This window comes from Altererythrobacter sp., assembly GCF_050299635.1.
Lineage (GTDB): Bacteria > Pseudomonadota > Alphaproteobacteria > Sphingomonadales > Sphingomonadaceae > Erythrobacter.
Map to the genome: position 1 here is coordinate 26,670 of NZ_JBNKWF010000001.1, position 18,577 is coordinate 45,246.

Here is an 18,577-nt window from a genome sequence, read left to right on the forward strand (position 1 = left end):
CGGGCCTTACCAACCTAGTTGGTAAAGCCGATCCGGTTGGCCAGGATCACCGCCTGCGTACGGCTGAAGACGTTGAGTTTCTGCAGAATCGCCGAGACATGGGCCTTGACCGTGGTCATCGACACATCGAGTTCAAATGCAATCTGCTTGTTGAGCCTGCCTGCCACCAGATGCCCCAGCACCACCCGCTGTTGCGGCGTGAGCGTGTCGATCTTCGACTGGATCGACCGTTCCTCTTCAGAGATCGGCTCGTCCTCCAGCGTTTCGGGAACGTAGATCTCGCCTTCCAGCACCTGATGCAGCGCATCCACGATCGCTTCGCGCTTGAGCGATTTCGGAACAAAGCCCGCCGCGCCGGCCGCAAGCGCATCGCGCACCGTCACCCGGTCATAGGTACCTGAAACCATGACCACAGGGATACTGGGGAAATCGTCCCTCAATTGCTGAAGACCGGAAAGCCGGGAAGTATCGGGGATATTGAGGTCGAGCAGAACAAGATCGACTTCGTCCAGTTCGCCAAGCTGATTGAGCGCCTCTTCGAAGTCCGCCGCTTCATAAAAATCGCATTTGGGGAAGCTGACTTGCAGCACGGAGCGCAGCCCGTCACGAACGAGCGCGTGATCGTCCACGATCAAAAGCCGCTCGGGAAGATAGGCGTCGGGCATGGTTTCGCTCTCGTTTGATCCGAATATGGCAAATTCGCGGGGACGAACGCAAGTCTCAATCCGTCCCCGCGACATTACCATATTACTGCTTGAGCTTGAACACCCAGAGCGCACCGCCCTGGCTGATGTCTTTGAATGTCTTGGCAACTTCGCCACCCCAGAGCGGAACTGCACCGCCCCAGCCAGACATGACGGCGACATATTGTTCGCCATCCTGGGTCCAGGTGACTGGAGATCCAACAACGCCCGAACCGGTGTTGAACTTCCACAGCTCCTCGCCGGTCTTTGCATCGAACGCCTTGAGGTAGCCTTCAGGCGTACCGGTAAAGACGAGGTTGCCGCCGGTGGTCAGAACACCGCCCCATAGTGGAGCCTTGTTCTTGTACTCCCACACGATCTTGCCGGTCTTGGGGTCCATCGCGCGCAATGCACCGATGTGATCTTCCGCAATCGGCCTGATTGTGAAGCCTGCACCCAGATAGGCCGCGCCCTTCTTGTAGGCGATGGGTTCGTTCCAGATGTCCATGCCCCAGTCATTCGAAGGGACGTAGAACAGGCCCGTATCCTGAGAATAGGCCATCGGCATCCAGTTCTTCCCGCCGAGGAAGGAAGGCGATGAGAACACGACGGTGCCCTTCTCGGTGCCCTGCGGCGGTCCGGGACGGTTGGCATCGACATAGTTCGGCCGGCCCGTCTTCAGGTTGATTCCGTCCGCCCATGTGGTCTGCATCACAAACTTGTGTGCACCCATCAGCTTGCCGTTCGTGCGATCGAGTACGTAGAAATAGCCGTTGCGATCGGCCTTCGCGCCGAGCTTCATCGACTTCCCATTCAGCTTGGCATCGAAGGGAATGAACTCGTTCACGCCATCGAAGTCCCAGCCATCATGCGGGGTCGTCTGGTAATGCCACTTGATCTTGCCGGTGTCGGCATCGATCGCCAGCGTCGAGCTGGTGTAGAGGTTGTCGCCCGGGCGCAGGTGGCTGTTCCAGGGCGCCGGGTTGCCCGTGCCGAAATAGACCAGGTTCGTGCCCGGATCGTAGGTTCCGCCAAGCCAGGTCGCGCCGCCGCCGGTCTTCCACAGATCGCCCGGCCAGGTGGCATTGGTCTTGCCGGTAATGCCGTTGTCCTGGCCATTGAGGGTACCCATGTGCCCTTCGATAACCGGGCGCCGCCAGACCAGCTCACCAGTGTCGACATTGCGCGCTTCCACTGCACCAACTGCACCGAATTCACCGCCTGAATTGCCGGTGATCACCATGTCCTTCACGATGATCGGCGCGGCCGTTGCGGAATAGCCTTCCTTGTAGTCCGCGATCTTCTTGTTCCAGATGACCTTGCCGGTTTCGCGGTTCAGCGCGACCAGGCGAGCATCGAGAGTAGCAAAGATGATCTTGTCGCCATGGATGGCGGCACCGCGGTTGACGACGTCACAGCAGGGCATGATGCCATCGGGCAAGCGGGCGTTGTACTCCCACTTCTTTTCGCCGGTGCGCGAATCGAATGCGAACAGTCGTGAATAGGAACCGGTCACATAGATTGTACCGTCATAGACGATCGGTTGCGCTTCCTGCCCGCGCTGCTTTTCGCCACCGAGCGAAGCGGCAAAGACCGGCACCAGATCGCCGACATTGCCGCTGTTGACCTGGTTGAGCTTGCTGAAACGCTGCTGCCACGGGCCCATGCCATAGGTCAGTACGTCATCCGGCGTGTTCGCGTCATTGACCAGATCGGCGCTTGTCGGCCCTTCGGCCTGCGCCGATGTAGCCAGTGCAGTGCCGGCCAGTGCCGTCGCTGCAATCAAAGTCTTGTAGAAACCCTTCATCCTTCCCTCCTGTATATTTTCGGTACGAACCGAAGGTGTTCGGACCGATGGATGGCAATTATCGAAATGGAGCCTATCCTTTGCCGGTCGCCGGACAATTGAACCTTAGGCTTATGCGAAGCGCCCGAAACCTGTCCGGCCCCTTCCCAATCAGCTATGCGGGGTCGCTGCCAGCGCCGGCTCCCAGGCCACGCCATGCGCCGCGAAGATCTCCGCCATTCGGCCGCTCTCGGTCATTTCGAGGATGACGTCTTCGATCGCGAAGCCGAGCGAGCGGCTGTTTTCCTTCACAGCCATGCCAATGTCCCAGCCATTGGACGGGATCATTGGTAGCGGACTCTTGCGTAGCTGGCCCTTGGCCTCAGGATGATCCTTGATGACAGCTTCGATCTGCGCGCGGGTGGCCACGGCCATATCTGCGCCGCCAGTCTGAACCGCCAAGGCTGCTTCATAGCCGGTCGAGAAGTGTTCGACATCATTGCTCAGAATTCCGCCGAAGCCGCCCACAAGGTAGAAATCCGGGATCGAGTCGAGCTCGGCAGCGACACGTTTGCCCTGGAAGAGCTGCGGAGGCGCGTCGCAATTCTTCGTCTGTGCACTGCAGATCGCCGTGAAATCTTCGCGATAATAGGGCGCGACGAAAACGACCTTGTCCTCCTGCTTGGCGAACTCGAGATCGAAAGGAACGTGCAGCATCACGTCGCAACGCTGGAAGCCCAGCAATCCGCCGCGCCAAACGACATTGCGCAGATCGTCAGACACTTCTTCGTCTGCAGAGAACAGGGCAACGTCCGCCCTCACGCCCAGCGCCTCTGCAATCGCGCGCGCCAGATCGGCATCGATACCGGCAGGCTTGCCGCCTGATTCCCACGACCAGGGGCGATTGTTCGCATAGACACCGACCCGGAGAAAGCCGGTCTCGCGGACTTTAGCCAGCGGCGCCGCGATCAAGGGGCTGGAGATTGCAGCTGCGCCGGTTGCACCGGCCAGCCCTGCGAGAAATCCTCTCCGGTTCACCCCTATTCGTCCGTGTACTTCGTTTCGAGCCAGCTCCTGATGGCCCAGCCGGCTTCCTGGCCAAGAACCTCGCCGAAGGGCGGCATATAGACCTTGCCGTCATGGCTCGATCCGTGGCGGTAACGCTCCACGAACCATTCATCGCCCGATGGGCCAAGCTCGAGATAGCGCAGATCGGGGGCGATGCCGCCCGAAATTGCCTGCAGTCCGTGGCAGCGAGCGCAGTTCTGGCCATAGGCCGATTCGCCGATCTCGATCGCCCGGGCGTTCCCCGAATAGGGATTTTCTTCAAGCCATTCCTCGCCGATCTGCGGAAGGTCCGATGTGTCGACCGCCTGTGGCGTCACATCCCCGTGCGCAGCTACCTGCGAGCCAATTCCCACGGTAAGAGCGGCAGAAGCCAACCCCAAGACTATATGATTGCGAATCTTTTTCATCTCAGCATCCTCGTGCGACCACGGCCCGGAAGGGGCCATTTCCCAATACATGCAGAATAGCGGCTGCATTGGGCGCGATCCCATTGTACTTTTGGCGAATGTTTTTGCTCGCCTGAGGGAAAGTAAGAGAACATCATGAGGATGAGAATGTTTTTCTTCGCAGGCTTGCTCGGCTCCGCCGTGATTGCGTCTCCGTCAATGGCGCAGACTGCCTATGTCAGCAACGAGCGCTCTTCGACAGTGAGCGTGATCGATATCGCCAGTGGCGAAGTCATCGATACCTTCGATGTAGGTCAGCGACCGCGCGGCATCCTGCTGAGCAAGGACGGCAAATACCTCTATATCTGCGCCAGCCTGGACAATGCGGTTGAGGTCAGGGACCGCAAGACCGGGGTTTTGATCGCTACCCTTCCATCGGGCAACGACCCCGAACAGTTCTTCCTCTCCAACGACGGAAAACTGCTGTTCGTGGCGAATGAGGACAATGCCGCATCCACTGCCATCGATCTCGAATCGCAAAGGGTTGCCTGGCAGGTCGAGGTTGGCGAGGAGCCGGAAGGCATCGCCCAGAGCCCGGACGGAAAGTGGCTGCTGGTTACAAGCGAGGAAGACAACCTCATCTCATGGATCGACCTTGCTACACGTGAGGTCGTCCACGAAACAGAAACTGACGTCCGCCCGCGTCACATCGAGTTCACGCCTGACGGCAAGGAGGCCTGGGTCGCCGCCGAAGTGGGGCAGAAGGTCCATGTGATCGACATGGCAAGCAAAGAGATCGTCTCGACGATCGAATTCGCTCCGCCCGGTGCGCTTCCCTACAAGGTCCTGCCTTGCGGCATCCGCTTCACGTCCGATGGGAAGACGGCGGTGGTCGCATTGGGGCGCGCCAACAACATTGCCCTGATCGACGCCTCCAGTCGCGAAGTGAGCGGATATGTCGAGGTCGGCAGCCGACCCTGGCATCTCGCGATCACTCAGGACGACCGTCAAGCGATCGTTGCCAATGGCGGCAGCGACGACATCTCCATCGTCGACCTGGCAGCGATGAAAGTGGTCAAGACGATTCCGGGTGGCAATGGTCCCTGGGGCGTGGTGCTGGTCCCTTCGGAGTGATCTGAAACAGGGTGCCGGTTGGCACCCGATTCTCAGCCATTCAGACCCTCATCCCAAAGTAGGACGACCATAGTCCAATTTCGGCAAACGAGCCGGCAGCGCATCTTTTCCCCACCGTAGAAAACGGAAAATCACCACAGAGGGGGGAAGGATAATGGTCTCCAAACTATTCCTGCGTTGTGCCGTCGCCGCAGTGGCTCTCAGCGCCACCAGCGTACCGGCCTATGCACAAAGCAGCGGCACACAGGTGCTGCTGCAAAGGCTCCATGAAAAGGGCATCCTCACAGACGAGGAATATGCCGAAATCATGTCCGAGATGAAGACGGAAGCGCAGGCCGCGCCGCCGCCGCCGATGGAAAGGGCACAGGAAACGCTCGATTCAAGCCGCGTAGTCAAGATGACTGACAGCGGCATCGGCTTCGAAGTTGGCCCGGCAACCATCAAGTTCGGCGGCTCTGTCAATGGCTTCTATGTCCACGACAATCCCGACACGCCTTCCGCCACGACAGCAGTCACTGGCGGCATCGCCAGCGTTGGCACCAACAACAGCAGCGCGGTGCGCAACGGCTTGCTTCCGGGCTTCCTGACCGTGAGCGTCACTTCGCAGCAGGAAGGCTGGGACGTGGGCGCATTCTTCGGCATGTATCCCGGCATCAACAGCACCGCCTGGGGCGCATTGGGCGCCAACAACGGCGGCCAGCCGACCGCGCTGGCAACGGCAGGGATCGACTTCCGCCAGGTCTATCTGACCTTCGGCAAGCCCAATGTCGGCACGGTCAAGATCGGGCGCGACATCGGCCTGTTCGCTTCGGAAGCCATCCTGAACGACATCACGCTGCTGTCTTCCGGCACGCCGGGCGGCAATGTCGCGCCTGGCAACACCACACTGGGCCGCATCGGCGTTGGATATATCTACACCGACTTCCAGCCGCAGATCACCTATACTTCGCCCAAGTTCGGCGGAGCGCAGATCTCTGCCGGTGTGTTCCAGCCGCTGTCTTCGCTGACCGCTCCAGGCCAGTCGAACCAGCAGCCCGGTTTCCAGGGCAAGATCACCTATGACGGCAGCTTCGGCGACGTCTCGACGCGCCTGTGGGTCTCGGGTGTGACGCAGAAGCACGACACTGTCGGCGCTGGCACGGGTGGATTTACCTCCTACACCGGTCGCGGCATCGATGTCGGCGGGAAGGTTACAGTCGGCCCTGTCACGGCCACCGGCTATTACTACACCGGCAAGGGCCTGGGTACGACCGTACTCAACCTGTTCGATACTGACGCATTCGGTAATCCGCGCAAGAGCGATGGCTTCTACGGACAGGCGCTGGCCACCTTCGGCAAGGTTTCGATTGGCGGCAGCTACGGCGAAAGCTCGCTCAAGCATGCAAACGCCGCCGACGCGCTGGCTAACCCAACGCTGGTCAAGACCAATTCCAGCTGGGTCGGGCAGCTTCGCTACGGCCTGACCAGCTGGGTCACGCTGATTGGCGAATACGTCCACAGCGAGGCAAAGGCGCACAACGGCAATAAGGCTGAAAGCGATACGCTTGCAGTCGGAGGTATCATGTTCTTCTGAGGTTGATCGGAAGCGACACGATATCGTAGTACTCTCCCTGAGCCGGTGGCGGTCGCAAGACATCCACCGGCTCTCTTTTCCCCAGGCGCAAGAAGGGTCCGATGAGGAACACAAACACTAAGAGCTCGCACGGCATTGCACTGATCGCATTGGCTATTTCGCTGGCGTCAACGCCCGCGGCAGCACAGGAAAGCGGCGCGCAGGAGGGGGACGAGCCCGCGCAAGAAGATCGGGCTCCTGTTCCAATCCTGGTAACTGGCCACGGGCTTGAGCAAACGCCAGCTTCAGTCGCATATGGTTCGCAGGAGATCGACCGCGAAGCGATCGTATCGACCGGCTCAGGCCGGATCGAGGATGCGCTTTCCTCCGTCGCCGGTTTCCAGCAGTTCCGCCGGTCTGACAGCCGCTCCTCCAATCCCTCTGCTCAAGGCGCGACCTTGCGCGCATTGGGCGGCAACGCCACCAGCCGCGCCCTCGTCCTGCTCGATGGCGTGCCGATGAGTGACCCCTTCTTCGGCTATATCCCGTTTGGTGCGATCGCTCCCGAACGGTTGGGCCAGGCACGCGTAACACGCGGCGGCGGATCCGGTCCGTTTGGCGCGGGTGCGCTTGCAGGCACGATCGAACTCACCAGTGCCGATGCTGATACGCTGGGCCTCTTCAGTGGTAGCCTATTGGGCAACAATCGCGGCGAAACCGAAGCGAATGCGACAGTGGCGGGCAATCTGGGTGCGGGATTCGCAGCCATTTCCGGCCGTTGGGACCGCGGCAAGGGCTTCTACACTACGCCGGAGGACCAGCGCGCACCGCTTAGCGCACGCGCGGCCTATGACAGCTGGTCGGTCCAACTCCGCGGCGTCGCCCCGCTGACCGATACAATCGAGCTGCAAGCGCGCGGGCTGGTCTATGATGACAATCGCACGCTCCGCTTCGATGGCGCGGACAGCAGCAGCGAAGCGCAGGACGCAAGCCTGCGCCTGGTAGGGCGTGGCGAGTGGCAGTTCGACTTGCTGGGCTATATCCAGGCGCGCAATTTCTCCAACGTTGTCATAAGCTCGACCCGTTTTGTTCCGGTGCTGGACCAGCGCAACACGCCTTCCACCGGGATCGGCGGCAAGTTCGAACTGCGCCCGCCAGTGGGCGAGGCGCATGTGCTCAGGCTCGGTGTCGATTATCGCCGGTCAGACGGAGAACTGTTCGAGACGGCGATCAGCGCTTTCAGCGGCAATGTCACCGCACGCCGCAATGCCGGCGGGACCAATACCGATCTTGGCTTCTTCCTTGAGGATGACTGGAGCATCGGCCCGGTCACGCTAACCGTCGGGGCCCGCGCGGATCGATATACCATTCGCGACGGATTCTACCACGCGGTCGATGGATCGGGCGCGTTGCTCGACGATAATCGGTTTGCCAACCGCTCGGGCTGGGAAGGTTCGTTCCGTGGCGGTGCTGTCGTGAGGCTGAGCGAGGGACTGCGGCTACGCGGCGCGGCCTACACAGGCCTGCGCCTGCCCACGCTCAACGAGCTCTATCGGCCCTTCGTGGTGTTCCCAGTGGTCACGCAGGCCAATGCCGAGTTGAAGAACGAGCGGCTCGAAGGATTCGAAGCCGGCCTCGACTTCACCAGCGGCGATAGCGTCAACCTTGCGCTGACACTGTTCGACAACAAGGTGAAAGACGCGATCGCCAATGTCACCATCGGCACCAACCTGCGTCAGCGCCGCAATATCGATGCGATCCACGCACGCGGAGTCGAAGCCAGCGCCGGTATCGCCTTGGGTCCGGTAAGATTCGATGGATCACTCGCCTATGTCGATGCCGAAGCGCAGGGTTCGGGCTTTGCCGCCGCGCTTGACGGAAACCGCCCTTCGCAAACGCCAAAATGGGTTGGCAGCGCGACGCTGAGCTATCGCCCGGCCGATAACTGGCTGGTCGCTGCAACAGTGCGCCACGTGGGTGCACAGTTCGAAGACGACCTCGAGACCAATGTGCTGAAATCGGCAACCACGCTCGGCGCCTATGCCCAGATCCCGCTTGCCGGGCCGGTTGCAATAGTCTTGCGAGGTGAGAACCTCACTGACGAGACGATCATCACTCGCAATCAGCGCGGCTCGATCGATTTGGGCGTGCCACGTACCGTATGGGCGGGTATCAAAGTCGGACTGTGAGTGAAGACACGATTCGATATAATCGCGGCGCGCAAGCCCTGCACTGGATCATCGCGCTGCTGATAATCGCCAATCTGGCGACAGGTTTGCTGCACGATCCGCTGGAGGACTATGTCCGGCTGATGCCGCTTCACAAGTCGACCGGCATCACCATCCTGCTGCTTTCGCTTGCTCGTATCGCCTGGCGCTTCACCTGGACGCGGCCACCCTACCCGGACAGCATGAGCGCGAAGGAAGTGGCGCTAGCGAAGGCAGTTCAGGCGCTTTTCTACGTAATGATGGTGCTAATGCCCGTGACGGGCTGGATCACGACTTCTGCCGGCAAATATCCGCTCACATGGTTCGGCCTGGTTGATATTCCGAAGTTCTCCGTCACTCGCGACAGCGCGACTTATGCCTTCAACCACGAAGCGCATGAAGTCATGGGCTTCGTCTTCCTCGCGCTGGTTGCGCTGCATGTCGGCGCAGCCTTGCGCCACCAATTCCTGCTCAAGGATGGAATCCTGCGCCGGATGGTGTGATGCGGCGTTATTCGTTGAGGAGCGGGAACAGCTCGGCCTCATAGCGCGGATAGAAATGCGAGACGCTGCGCTGCAGTTCGTAGCGGGCGGCATGCATTCCGGCGAAGCGTTCGGGGATAGCAATCTCGCCTGCCTCGGTCATGTCTAAACCATTCGTAACGGCTTCGCGCAATGAGCGTTCCAGCCAGTTGATCCAGTCACGCGTCTGGCGAATGCCCTCCCCCTCGCTGTCGAGCGGACCATGGCCAGGCACAAGCTGAGCTAAATCCATGCTCTCGATCCGATCGAGCGAAGCATTCCATGCTGCAAAATCGGCATTCGGCGTCGCGGGCGCGCGATTGTGAAACACCACGTCGCCCGCAATGAGCGTGCCCGTCGCGTGGTCGAGGATCGCGAGATCGGCTTCGCTGTGGCCGGAAAGCGCAAGGACCTCCAGCTTGCGGCCGCCGATCTCAAGCGGCCCTTCCGCCAGATCGCCTCGTGGCAAAACCAGTTCGCTGCCCGTCATCCACCCGGCAAGCAGGCGGTACATGGAATCCGAATAGCCTTCCCCATCGCGCTCGATGCCCATGCGAGTGCCGGGCAATGCGCGGAACTCCGCCCCGGCAAAAGCGCCGGCGGCAAAGGCATGATCGGGATGGAGGTGGGTCAGGAAAACATGGGACACTGGCGCGCCCGAAACCTGATTCGCAAGCTCCGACAGGACCAGCCCGAAGGAATATGAAGGTCCGGGATCAACTACGATTGTACCGGCGTCGCTCGCCAGGATCACCGCGTTGGCGATGGCCCCTCCATTGGCGAATCCGATGGCTTCATCCTCGCCGCGCACCAACCAGATACCTTCGCCGATCGCCACCGCGCCGGGCTTATATGTTCCCGAGAATTGTTGCGCCTTGAGCGCCATTGGCGTCGCCAGCGCAGCGGCCAGGACTGTACGCCGGGTGAGCTTCACTGCACCGCAGCTGCCAGCCTGCGCCCGTTAGAAGCGCCGATCGTTCCACCAAACTCCAGCCCGCCGCTGTCGTGCGCGGAAATGCGGAACGCTCGCCCCGCCGAAGCGCCAACGACCAGCGTGAATGCCGGATCTTCCGACACAGAACCGTAAATCGTCATCTCTCCCAGCACGACTCCAGCATCATCAGCCAAGCTCAAGGTGTCGATGTTGTAAGCCGGTATGTTCTCGACCAGGCCAGTATCCATCGGATGGCGAAATCCGAAGCGGATGCGGGTTTCGCCCTGTCCAGCCCAGGCCGCACCGCGCATTTCGCCAAGATGATCCGCCCAATCGCCCTTCACCCGGCTGACCGGAGGTGCAGAGCATCCACCGCCCGCCGCATCGACCCATTCGCCGGACATGTGCCAAACGCCGTCGGATGTGAGCACAGCAGCGCGCACGGGCGTACGTTGATCGAGCTTGATCCTCGTCGCGACGAAGGCTTGCGCGCGCAGTGGCCTGTAATCGACTGCAATGGGAATGGGATTGAGATCGGCGAACAGTACGATCCGCTCGACGCTATCAAGCGCGCGCGCATCAACCGTCACGGGCAAGGCATGCTGGTTTTCCGCAATCATCGGGACTGAGAGCGAAACAGCTTCGTCAAATACAACCGGCGCGCCATCGAATATCTGCCCTGCGCGATATTCCCACATGGGCGACCCGAGAGGATCGGCAGGCAATTCGCCCGCCATCGCTGCGGATGGGGCGACGAACATCGCAAGGGCAAACAAGGATCGCATCATACCAATGGGCAATGTACCCCTGCCTAACGGTCTCTCACATTGAACTTTCGGATGAAAGGTATGCGATGGCGTTCAGTTTGCGCAAGACCTGTGCTCACGCGCTTCTCGGCGCTGTATTGCTGACGGTCCCGGCGGCGGCTCAGCAATCGGTCGACCTGTTCGATCAGGACGGATACCGCAGCGCTCGATTTCGCGCGCCAATCAGGATCGATCCCGCCCCGGCCGTACATATTGCTCCAAGCGTTGCGCTCACCCTCGATCCTGCGCGCGATGCACTGTTCATCGATGTCATGCCGGTGGAAGGCGGCGTGCGCGACCCGCGCACGGGACAATGGCGCCTATCGCAGGATCACCTGACGATCCCCGGTTCCCAATGGCATCCCGAAACCGGCCGCGCACCAGTCGACAAACATTTGTGGCAAGGGCTCGAACGTGCGATCTCGGTTGCCCGAAACCGCAAGCCCGGCCTGCCGGTCGTCATCTATTGCCGCGCCGATTGCTGGATGAGCTGGAACGTCGCGCGCCGTCTGGCAAAGAGCGGAATGAAAAACATCTGGTGGTTCGCTGAGGGAACCGACGGATGGCACGGGGCAGGCCGCCAATTGATCGCCGCCAGACCAGTCACAATCAAAGGCAAGAACAATCATTAAGGAGAGTAACGCAATGCCCAACATCGTGGTGAGCTATCCCAAGAGCGAAGGCGCGAGCTTCGACGCCGACTATTACCGAGACACCCATATTCCACTGGCGGAACGTACCTGGGCACCGCACGGGTTGTCCGGTGCCGATATCCTCTGGCCTGCAGACGACGCCCAGCCCTTTGCCGCCATGGTCGTACTCGCCTTCGAGAGCGACGCAGCGATCGACGCAGCGATGGGTGACCCCGGCACCGCCGAGGTCATGGGCGATGTGCCCAGGTTCACGAATATCCAGCCGACGATCTACCGCACGGCCTAGGATCGGGACCAGAGGGAGGGCACCGCCAGGTGCCCTCCCGCCCGGCTATTTCTGTTGCTTGAGATAGTCGATGATTTCCTGGCGCTTCGCAGCATCCTTGAGGCCAGGGAAACTCATACGATTGCCCGGTACCAGCTTGCGCGGGTTCTCCAGCCATTGATGGAGAGTAGCCTCATCCATTGTCAGGCCAGCGCCCTTGAACGCTTCGGAGTAGGAAAAGCTGCCTTCCGCGGCGGGCTTGCCATAAACACCGAACAGGTTCGGCCCCAGCTTGTCTTCGCCGCCCTTGTTGGCGGTGTGACAGAGGGCGCAGCGCTGCGTGAAGATCTTCGGAGGCTCGTTGGCCGCAATCTTGGGCTCTTCTGCGGGGGCCACGGTTGGAGTTGCGGTTGGCGTGGGAGTTGGGGTGGGCTCAGGCTCAGCCGCTTTTTCCTCGGTCGCCGCCTCTTCGGGAGCTTTCTCGGCCTCTTTTGCCGCATCTGCCGCATCGTCAGTTGCAGGTTCCACTGCGGCTTCATCAGTTGCGACAGTTTCCGCCGTTGCATCCTGAGCCGCAGTTGTTTCCTCTTCGCTACCGCCTGAACAGGCCGCCAGCGCAAGGGTCAGGGCCGTACCAGCAAGAATTGTGCGTAACCTCATGATTCATGCTCCCAAGGATTCGATCTATCACTTTTATTGTGGATCGCACCTGACGCCGCAAGTGAACATTGCACCTTCGTCCAAGCAGCAGTTCTGGCAGAGCCCATCCTGCAAAAGTGCAATGGCGGATCATCTGGCATTGGCTAGTTACGAGCGCAAACATGACATGGGAGACCTTCGATGAATGCCTCTACAGTATTGGCGAATACCGATCTGGCGCAGCGTCACGCTGATCTTGCAAATGATGCCGATAGCTATTGGCTGGAGGAGGCGCGTCGACTGGACTGGTCGACATTCCCCACCCAGGCGAATCGCAGCTCTTTCAACGAAGCGGATTTCGGCATTCGCTGGTTCGAGGATGGTGAACTCAACGTTTCAGCCAATTGCATCGATCGTCACCTTGCAACGCGAGGCGATCATGTCGCGATCGTCTTCGAGGGTGATGAGCCAGGCGAAGGCCGCACGCTGACCTTTCGCGAGTTGCACGAAGAGGTCTGCCGCTTCGCCAATGCGATGAAAGCGATGGGCGTCTGCAAGGGGGACCGGGTTGCCATCTACATGCCAATGATCCCCGAAGCTGCCGTGGCCATGCTGGCCTGCTCGCGTATCGGCGCAGTTCACTCGGTCGTCTTCGGCGGCTTCTCACCCGATAGCCTGGCGGACCGGATCGAGGATTGCGGCGCTACTCTGCTCGTCACTGCCGATGAAGGTCTGCGCGGCGGCCGACGCGTTCCGCTCAAGGCCAATGCGGACGAAGCGCTGGCACGTGCGCCGGTCAATGGCGTGATCGTGGTGCGCAGGACGGGCGGATCGGTTCCGATCACCGAAGGTCGCGACCGCTGGTGGCACGAATTGCGCGAGGAAGTCTCCGCCGACTGCCCGCCCGAGCCGATGCAGGCCGAAGACCCGCTCTTCATCCTCTACACCTCCGGCTCGACCGGCAAGCCCAAGGGCGTGATGCACACGACGGGCGGCTATCTCCTTTGGGTCGCATCCACTTTCGACTTGTTGTTCGGCGCGAAGGAAGACGACGTATTCTGGTGCACCGCCGATATCGGCTGGGTCACCGGGCACAGCTATGTCGTCTACGGGCCGCTCGCAAATGGCGCGAGCACCGTGATGTTCGACGGCGTACCCAGCTATCCCGACTTCGGGCGCTTCTGGGAAACCTCGGCGCGGCTCGGTGTGACGATCTTCTACACTGCCCCGACCGCGATCCGCGCGCTGATGCGCGAAGGCGATGATTGGGTGACGCAGCATGATCGTTCAAAGTTCCGCCTGCTCGGCACTGTGGGAGAGCCGATCAATCCGGAAGCATGGGAATGGTATCATCGCGTTGTAGGCGAAGGCCGCTGCGAGATCGTCGACACCTGGTGGCAGACCGAGACCGGCGGAGCGCTGATCGCGCCTGTGCCCGGCGCGGTGGAAACCAAGCCCGGCAGCGCGACCAAGCCCCTGCCCGGCGTCTATCCCAAGCTGGTCGATACCGAAGGCCAGGAATTGCTCGGCGCGACCGAAGGCAATCTCGTCATCACCGAGAGCTGGCCGGGCCAGATGCGCGGCGTGTGGGGCGATCCCGAGCGCTTCTTCCAAACCTATTTCACGACCTATCCCGGCACCTATTTCACGGGCGACGGCTGCAGGCGCGACGAAGATGGCTATTACTGGATCACCGGCCGCGTCGACGATGTGATCAACGTCTCAGGCCACCGCATGGGCACCGCCGAGATTGAAAGCGCGCTGGTGGCGCATGCGAAGGTGGCAGAGGCCGCCGTCGTGGGCATGCCGCATGACATCAAGGGCCAGGGTATCTACGCCTATGTCACGCTCAACGCAGGCGAAGAGGGGGATGACGATCTCAAGAAGGAACTGCGCACCTTCGTGCGGGGGGAGATCGGGCCGATCGCTTCGCCCGATGCGATCCAGTTTGCCAGCGCCCTGCCCAAGACGCGTTCTGGCAAGATCATGCGGCGCATCCTTCGCAAGATCGCGGAGGGAACGCCAGATCAGGTTGGCGACACCTCGACCCTGGCCGATCCGGCAGTCGTCGACGAGTTGATCGAACACGCGGTGGTACCGGCGCACGCCTGATCGCTGAGGTATAGGTCTATTCCTTGTGCGTTTCGCTATCGGAGCGTGCGGCTGCGAGCAGGTCCACGACCTCGTTGTCGCTCGTCTGGCTGAAATCGCGGTAATGCGCACCGACAGCGTAGAAGGGTTCCGGCATTGCCAGACAGACGATGTCGTCGCACCATTGCCTCAGTTCGGCAATCGCTGAGCGGGGGGCGACCGGCACCGCCAGGATAACCCGTGATACGCCTGTCTTGCGGAGTGCTTTCAAGGCGGCCTTCACCGTGCCGCCGGTCGCTATCCCGTCATCCACGACGATCGCGGTCCGGTATTCGAGAGGAATGGCGAGACCTGATCCATAGGCGGTCCTGCGCCGCTCGATCTCTGCCAGCTGGCGCTGGACTTCGCGATCAATGTAGTCGGGGCTGGCGCCCACCATTCGCACGATCTCGTCGTCCAGCACCACTTGCGGCGAAGCGCCATCGACGATTGCCCCGATGCCGTATTCCTCGTGGCCAGGAGCCCCGAGTTTGCGAACCAGAATGATGTCGAGCGGTGCATCGAGCGCTGTCGCAACTTCATATCCGATTGGCACGCCGCCACGCGGCAAGGCCAGGATCACCGGGTTCGCATTCTTGAATTCGGCCAGAGCAACTGCGAGCGATCGCCCGGCTTCGCGCCGGTCGGAAAATTGCACTTGTCGAAGCATCATGGCGCTACCTCCCGCAGGCGATCGAGGAGCCATTCGCGCACCAGCTTGTAACGATGACTACGCCCCAGCTGGCAAGCATATCACGCTTTTTCGAAGTTAGGCCGCTCGGCCTAGTTTGAAAAGGCTGCAGCCAATGCTTCATAGCCCGGCCAAAGCGGTGGTTCTGCTCCACCGCCTCCGAAACAACGCGCAATAACCGCTTCGCGCCCTTGCGAGAGCACCAGTCCGGCCAATTCATCGCCATGCGGATCGTCGATGAAGCGCCCGTCTTCCAGGTGCCACAGCCAGGCATCGAACGCTTCGCCAATCGCCGATGCTTCCTGCCCTTCGTTCATACGCGCCAGCGCCGTGTCGAGCCAGCGCTGCGGAATCTTCTGCGTCCCGTCCATGGCAATCTGGCTCAACCGATGGCGCAGTGCCGGATCGGCGAAACGTTCCAGCAAACGGCCAGCATAGGCACCCAAATCCTGATCGGGAGCGGGCGCGATAGTGGGCGCTGCCTCCTCGCGCATCACTTTCTCGGCAAGCGCGCCGATCTCCGCATCCGCCACGGCTTCGTGAACGAACTCATAGCCTGACCTCAGCCCACAATAGGCCAGCAGCGAATGCGCTCCGTTGAGCATCCGCAGCTTGGCCGTCTCGTATGGGGCAACATCGCTGACCAATTGCGCCCCATGCGCCTCCCAAGCCGGACGTGGGCCCGCGAAGTTGTCCTCGATCACCCATTGGCTGAAGCGTTCTGTGAAGACCGCACCGCGATCTTCCATTCCCAGCTGCGTCTCTAGGGCGTTTAGGTCCCCTTCAGTGCTGCGCGGAACGATCCGGTCGATCATGGATGAAGGCGTGGTGCATTCGCTCTCGAACCAGTCGAGGAGTTGCGGCGCTTCGACTGACAGCCATTCGCGCATCAGCGCGCCCAGCACCCGTCCGTTATCGGCAAGATTGTCGCACGGCAGCAAGGTGATACCTGCCAGCCCGCGCTCGCGCCGCCGCTCAAGCCCGGTGGCAAGCAGGGGATAGAAGCTCGCGCGCGCCTTTCCCAAATCGAGGCCGGTTTCGCCACGGGCATAGCCCTTCTCCGTCACGGTAAAGCTGACGATGTGGCAATCGGGTGAAGCGATCCTCTCTATCACTTCCTCTCCCTGCTCCGGCGCGAACAGCACTTCGCGCACGGCGCCGATCAGCTTGGTGCAAGCGGTATCTCCACTCCGTTCGGTCAGCGTGTAGAGCCCATCTTGCGGATTGAGCTGGTCCGGGACCGATTGCGAACGCATGGAAACGCCAGTGATTGCCCAATCGCTTTCACCCGCATCCATCGCGAGATCGGTGTACCAGGCCTGATGCGCGCGGTGAAAAGCGCCAAGCCCGAAATGGACGATGCCGGTCTTTTGCGCACTCCGGTCATACGATGGGCGGGCAATGTCGGCGGGCAGCTGGCTTGCCGTTTCGGAAGAGAGCCTCACAGGCGGTATGCCTTCTTGACCAGATTGTAGGCCAGATCTTGTGCGACTTCCGCCGCTTCCCAGTCTTCCAGCCGGTGCTCGGCCACCAGTTGCGCCAGAAAACCGCAGTCCACGCGCCGCGCGACATCGTGCCGTGCCGGGATCGACAGGAATGCGCGTGTATCGTCGTTGAAGCCGACGGTGTTGTAGAAGCCCGCCGTTTCCGTCGTCATCAGGCGGAAGCGGCGCATGCCTTCGGGGCTATCATGGAACCACCAGGCGGGGCCGAGCTTCAGGCAGGGATAGTGCCCAGCCAGCGGAGCAAGTTCGCGCGCATAGCTGCTCTCGTCCAGCGTGAAGAGGATGATCGAGAGATCCGCCTCATTGCCATAGCGGTCGAGCAGCGGTTTCAACGCATGGACATAGTCTGTGCGCATGGGAATATCCGCACCCTTGTCGCGCCCGAAACGTTCGAACAATTGCTGATTGTGGTTGCGGAACGATCCCGGGTGGATCTGCATCACCAGCCCGTCATCAAGGCTCATGCCCGCCATTTCGGTGAGCATTTGCGCGCGGAACAGTTCGGCATCTTCAGCGCTGGCAGCGCCGGTTTTCACCCGGTCGAACAGAGCTTCCGCTTCACCGGCGGTCAAGTTGGCGGTTGCCGCAGTGGGGTGCCCGTGGTCAGTCGAAGTCGCGCCCATTTCCGCGAAGAAAGCGCGCCGCTTGCGATGCGCGGCGAGGTAGCCGCTCCAGCTCTGGCAGTCCTCGCCGGTCAGTTGGGAAAATTGTGCAAGATTGTCCGCGAAGCCCTCGAACTCGGGATCCACGACCAGGTCGGGTCGGTAGGCGGTGACGACCCTTCCCTGCCACCCGCTCTCTTGAATAGTGCGATGGTGTTCGAGCGTGTCGAGCGGACTTTCCGTCGTCGCCAGCAGTTCGATTCCATAGCGTTCGAACAGAGCGCGGGGCCTGAAGTCCTTGCGCTGCAGCATCTCGGTAATGGTGTCGAAATAATAGTCGCTGGTTTCGGCCTCCAGCCGAACGTCGATCGCAAATGCCTCGGCAAAAACCCAATCGAGCCACATTCGCGAAGGCGTGCCGCGAAACAGGTGATAGTTCTCTGCCAGAACACGCCAGGCCGCACGCGGATCGGCAGGGTGACCGCCAATCCCCAGCCCTTCCAGCCGCACGCCCTGCGAATAGAGCATACGAAACAGGTAGTGGTCAGGCACCAGCAGCAGTTCGGCCGCATTGCCGAACGGATCATCCTTGGCGAACCATTCCGGATCTGTGTGGCCGTGGGGGCTAATGATCGGGAGCCCGGCGACTGAACGATACAGATCGCGAGCAATGTCGCGCGTTTTGGGATCGGCCGGCAGCAGCCGGTCGGGGTTCAGAATAAGGCGCCTTGGCATCTTGCTCGCTTTCAAATTCTCATGGCCGTGGGGAGGCTATCCACTACCCGCATTGCTGCTCAATGTAGTACATAGTAACCGGTGTCATTCATGAAAATCGCACGGTTGCGGCCGCAAATCAACCTCTCTGAAAAGTGCCATCGCACAAGGACGAGATGGATCCATTTCAAGCCCGTTTCCGCCTCCAAAGCGGCTTGGGTATGCCACGAGGCTGACAGCGTCGCGATATTACCCGCCGATCATCCAAAGGCTGCGCGATTGACCCGCTTGGCGAACGGAT

Annotated in this window: 17 protein-coding genes; 7 read left to right on the plus strand and 10 right to left on the minus strand. The window is 61.0% G+C overall.

Going from position 1 to position 18,577, the window contains the following annotated elements; genetic code table 11:
- Positions 1 to 14 precede the first annotated feature (14 nt).
- The 4 genes from ACQY6C_RS00140 to pedF all read right to left on the minus strand — a co-directional run bounded on the left by ACQY6C_RS00140 (position 15) and on the right by pedF (position 3,944).
- On the minus strand, positions 15 to 665 hold the full coding sequence (locus tag ACQY6C_RS00140) for a response regulator (RefSeq protein ID WP_427963404.1): 651 nt from the start codon (positions 663 to 665) through the stop codon (positions 15 to 17).
- An 82-nt stretch (positions 666 to 747) separates the two neighbouring features.
- Positions 748 to 2,490, minus strand: a complete 1,743-nt coding sequence (locus ACQY6C_RS00145; protein ID WP_427963405.1) for a methanol/ethanol family PQQ-dependent dehydrogenase — start codon at positions 2,488 to 2,490, stop codon at positions 748 to 750.
- 150 nt (positions 2,491 to 2,640) lie between these two features.
- Entirely contained in the window at positions 2,641 to 3,507 is an 867-nt protein-coding gene (locus tag ACQY6C_RS00150; RefSeq protein WP_427963406.1) for a substrate-binding periplasmic protein, read from the minus strand.
- A gap of 2 nt (positions 3,508 to 3,509) precedes the next feature.
- Positions 3,510 to 3,944 (minus strand): cytochrome c-550 PedF, encoded by a 435-nt coding sequence (gene pedF, locus ACQY6C_RS00155; RefSeq protein ID WP_427963407.1) that lies wholly within the window; start codon positions 3,942 to 3,944, stop codon positions 3,510 to 3,512.
- 141 nt (positions 3,945 to 4,085) lie between these two features.
- Between pedF and ACQY6C_RS00160 the strand changes: the two genes are divergently transcribed.
- From ACQY6C_RS00160 to ACQY6C_RS00175, 4 genes are all read left to right on the plus strand, one after another.
- On the plus strand, positions 4,086 to 5,057 hold the full coding sequence (locus ACQY6C_RS00160; RefSeq protein ID WP_427963409.1) for a PQQ-dependent catabolism-associated beta-propeller protein: 972 nt from the start codon (positions 4,086 to 4,088) through the stop codon (positions 5,055 to 5,057).
- A 154-nt stretch (positions 5,058 to 5,211) separates the two neighbouring features.
- Entirely contained in the window at positions 5,212 to 6,630 is a 1,419-nt protein-coding gene (locus tag ACQY6C_RS00165) for a porin (protein WP_427963410.1), read from the plus strand.
- Between the two features lie 101 nt (positions 6,631 to 6,731).
- Positions 6,732 to 8,798, plus strand: a complete 2,067-nt coding sequence (locus tag ACQY6C_RS00170) for a TonB-dependent receptor plug domain-containing protein (protein ID WP_427963412.1) — start codon at positions 6,732 to 6,734, stop codon at positions 8,796 to 8,798.
- A complete protein-coding gene (locus ACQY6C_RS00175) occupies positions 8,795 to 9,319 on the plus strand; it encodes a cytochrome b (protein ID WP_427963414.1) in 525 nt (174 codons plus the stop codon). The genes ACQY6C_RS00170 and ACQY6C_RS00175 overlap by 4 nt, the downstream gene beginning before the upstream one ends.
- Before the next feature lie 7 nt (positions 9,320 to 9,326).
- Here the strand turns inward: ACQY6C_RS00175 and ACQY6C_RS00180 are convergent, their stop codons facing one another.
- Together ACQY6C_RS00180 and ACQY6C_RS00185 are read right to left on the minus strand one after the other, a co-directional pair.
- On the minus strand, positions 9,327 to 10,271 hold the full coding sequence (locus tag ACQY6C_RS00180; RefSeq protein WP_427963416.1) for a quinoprotein relay system zinc metallohydrolase 1: 945 nt from the start codon (positions 10,269 to 10,271) through the stop codon (positions 9,327 to 9,329).
- Positions 10,268 to 11,032: a quinoprotein dehydrogenase-associated SoxYZ-like carrier gene (locus tag ACQY6C_RS00185; RefSeq protein ID WP_427963417.1), complete on the minus strand. Its 765-nt coding sequence runs from the start codon at positions 11,030 to 11,032 to the stop codon at positions 10,268 to 10,270. The genes ACQY6C_RS00180 and ACQY6C_RS00185 overlap by 4 nt, the downstream gene beginning before the upstream one ends.
- Positions 11,033 to 11,124: 92 nt before the next feature.
- Here ACQY6C_RS00185 and ACQY6C_RS00190 point away from each other — a divergent pair, with 92 nt between their 5' ends.
- Together ACQY6C_RS00190 and ACQY6C_RS00195 are read left to right on the plus strand one after the other, a co-directional pair.
- Positions 11,125 to 11,709: a rhodanese-like domain-containing protein gene (locus tag ACQY6C_RS00190; RefSeq protein ID WP_427963419.1), complete on the plus strand. Its 585-nt coding sequence runs from the start codon at positions 11,125 to 11,127 to the stop codon at positions 11,707 to 11,709.
- Between the two features lie 13 nt (positions 11,710 to 11,722).
- Complete coding sequence (locus ACQY6C_RS00195) at positions 11,723 to 12,016, plus strand: EthD family reductase (RefSeq protein WP_427963421.1); 294 nt, start codon at positions 11,723 to 11,725, stop codon at positions 12,014 to 12,016.
- A 45-nt stretch (positions 12,017 to 12,061) separates the two neighbouring features.
- On the opposite strand, the gene ACQY6C_RS00200 is transcribed toward ACQY6C_RS00195, so the two are convergent.
- The gene (locus tag ACQY6C_RS00200) at positions 12,062 to 12,655 is read right to left on the minus strand and encodes a c-type cytochrome (protein WP_427963423.1); all 594 of its coding nucleotides are present in this window, start codon (positions 12,653 to 12,655) and stop codon (positions 12,062 to 12,064) included.
- Positions 12,656 to 12,835: 180 nt separating this feature from the next.
- Here ACQY6C_RS00200 and acs point away from each other — a divergent pair, with 180 nt between their 5' ends.
- The gene (gene acs, locus ACQY6C_RS00205) at positions 12,836 to 14,746 is read left to right on the plus strand and encodes an acetate--CoA ligase (protein WP_427963424.1); all 1,911 of its coding nucleotides are present in this window, start codon (positions 12,836 to 12,838) and stop codon (positions 14,744 to 14,746) included.
- A gap of 16 nt (positions 14,747 to 14,762) precedes the next feature.
- On the opposite strand, the gene ACQY6C_RS00210 is transcribed toward acs, so the two are convergent.
- From ACQY6C_RS00210 to uxaC, 3 genes are all read right to left on the minus strand, one after another.
- Entirely contained in the window at positions 14,763 to 15,437 is a 675-nt protein-coding gene (locus ACQY6C_RS00210; protein WP_427963426.1) for a phosphoribosyltransferase, read from the minus strand.
- 110 nt (positions 15,438 to 15,547) lie between these two features.
- Positions 15,548 to 16,900, minus strand: coding sequence for a mannitol dehydrogenase family protein (locus ACQY6C_RS00215; RefSeq protein ID WP_427963428.1), 1,353 nt, complete (start codon positions 16,898 to 16,900; stop codon positions 15,548 to 15,550).
- Positions 16,897 to 18,297, minus strand: coding sequence for a glucuronate isomerase (gene uxaC, locus ACQY6C_RS00220; RefSeq protein ID WP_427963430.1), 1,401 nt, complete (start codon positions 18,295 to 18,297; stop codon positions 16,897 to 16,899). The genes ACQY6C_RS00215 and uxaC overlap by 4 nt, the downstream gene beginning before the upstream one ends.
- Positions 18,298 to 18,577 lie beyond the last annotated feature (280 nt).

What these genes read in the sequence shown, in the direction of transcription:
- ACQY6C_RS00160 (WP_427963409.1), top strand. Translation starts at nt 4,086, where the DNA reads ATGAGAATGTTTTTCTTCGCAGGCTTGCTCGGCTCCGCCGTGATTGCG.
- ACQY6C_RS00170 (WP_427963412.1), top strand. Translation starts at nt 6,732, where the DNA reads ATGAGGAACACAAACACTAAGAGCTCGCACGGCATTGCACTGATCGCA.
- ACQY6C_RS00210 (WP_427963426.1), bottom strand. Translation starts at nt 15,437, where the DNA reads ATGATGCTTCGACAAGTGCAATTTTCCGACCGGCGCGAAGCCGGGCGA.
- ACQY6C_RS00200 (WP_427963423.1), bottom strand. Translation starts at nt 12,655, where the DNA reads ATGAGGTTACGCACAATTCTTGCTGGTACGGCCCTGACCCTTGCGCTG.
- ACQY6C_RS00145 (WP_427963405.1), bottom strand. Translation starts at nt 2,490, where the DNA reads ATGAAGGGTTTCTACAAGACTTTGATTGCAGCGACGGCACTGGCCGGC.
- uxaC (WP_427963430.1), bottom strand. Translation starts at nt 18,297, where the DNA reads ATGCCAAGGCGCCTTATTCTGAACCCCGACCGGCTGCTGCCGGCCGAT.
- ACQY6C_RS00140 (WP_427963404.1), bottom strand. Translation starts at nt 665, where the DNA reads ATGCCCGACGCCTATCTTCCCGAGCGGCTTTTGATCGTGGACGATCAC.
- acs (WP_427963424.1), top strand. Translation starts at nt 12,836, where the DNA reads ATGAATGCCTCTACAGTATTGGCGAATACCGATCTGGCGCAGCGTCAC.
- ACQY6C_RS00165 (WP_427963410.1), top strand. Translation starts at nt 5,212, where the DNA reads ATGGTCTCCAAACTATTCCTGCGTTGTGCCGTCGCCGCAGTGGCTCTC.
- ACQY6C_RS00185 (WP_427963417.1), bottom strand. Translation starts at nt 11,032, where the DNA reads ATGTTCGTCGCCCCATCCGCAGCGATGGCGGGCGAATTGCCTGCCGAT.
- ACQY6C_RS00195 (WP_427963421.1), top strand. Translation starts at nt 11,723, where the DNA reads ATGCCCAACATCGTGGTGAGCTATCCCAAGAGCGAAGGCGCGAGCTTC.
- pedF (WP_427963407.1), bottom strand. Translation starts at nt 3,944, where the DNA reads ATGAAAAAGATTCGCAATCATATAGTCTTGGGGTTGGCTTCTGCCGCT.
- ACQY6C_RS00190 (WP_427963419.1), top strand. Translation starts at nt 11,125, where the DNA reads ATGGCGTTCAGTTTGCGCAAGACCTGTGCTCACGCGCTTCTCGGCGCT.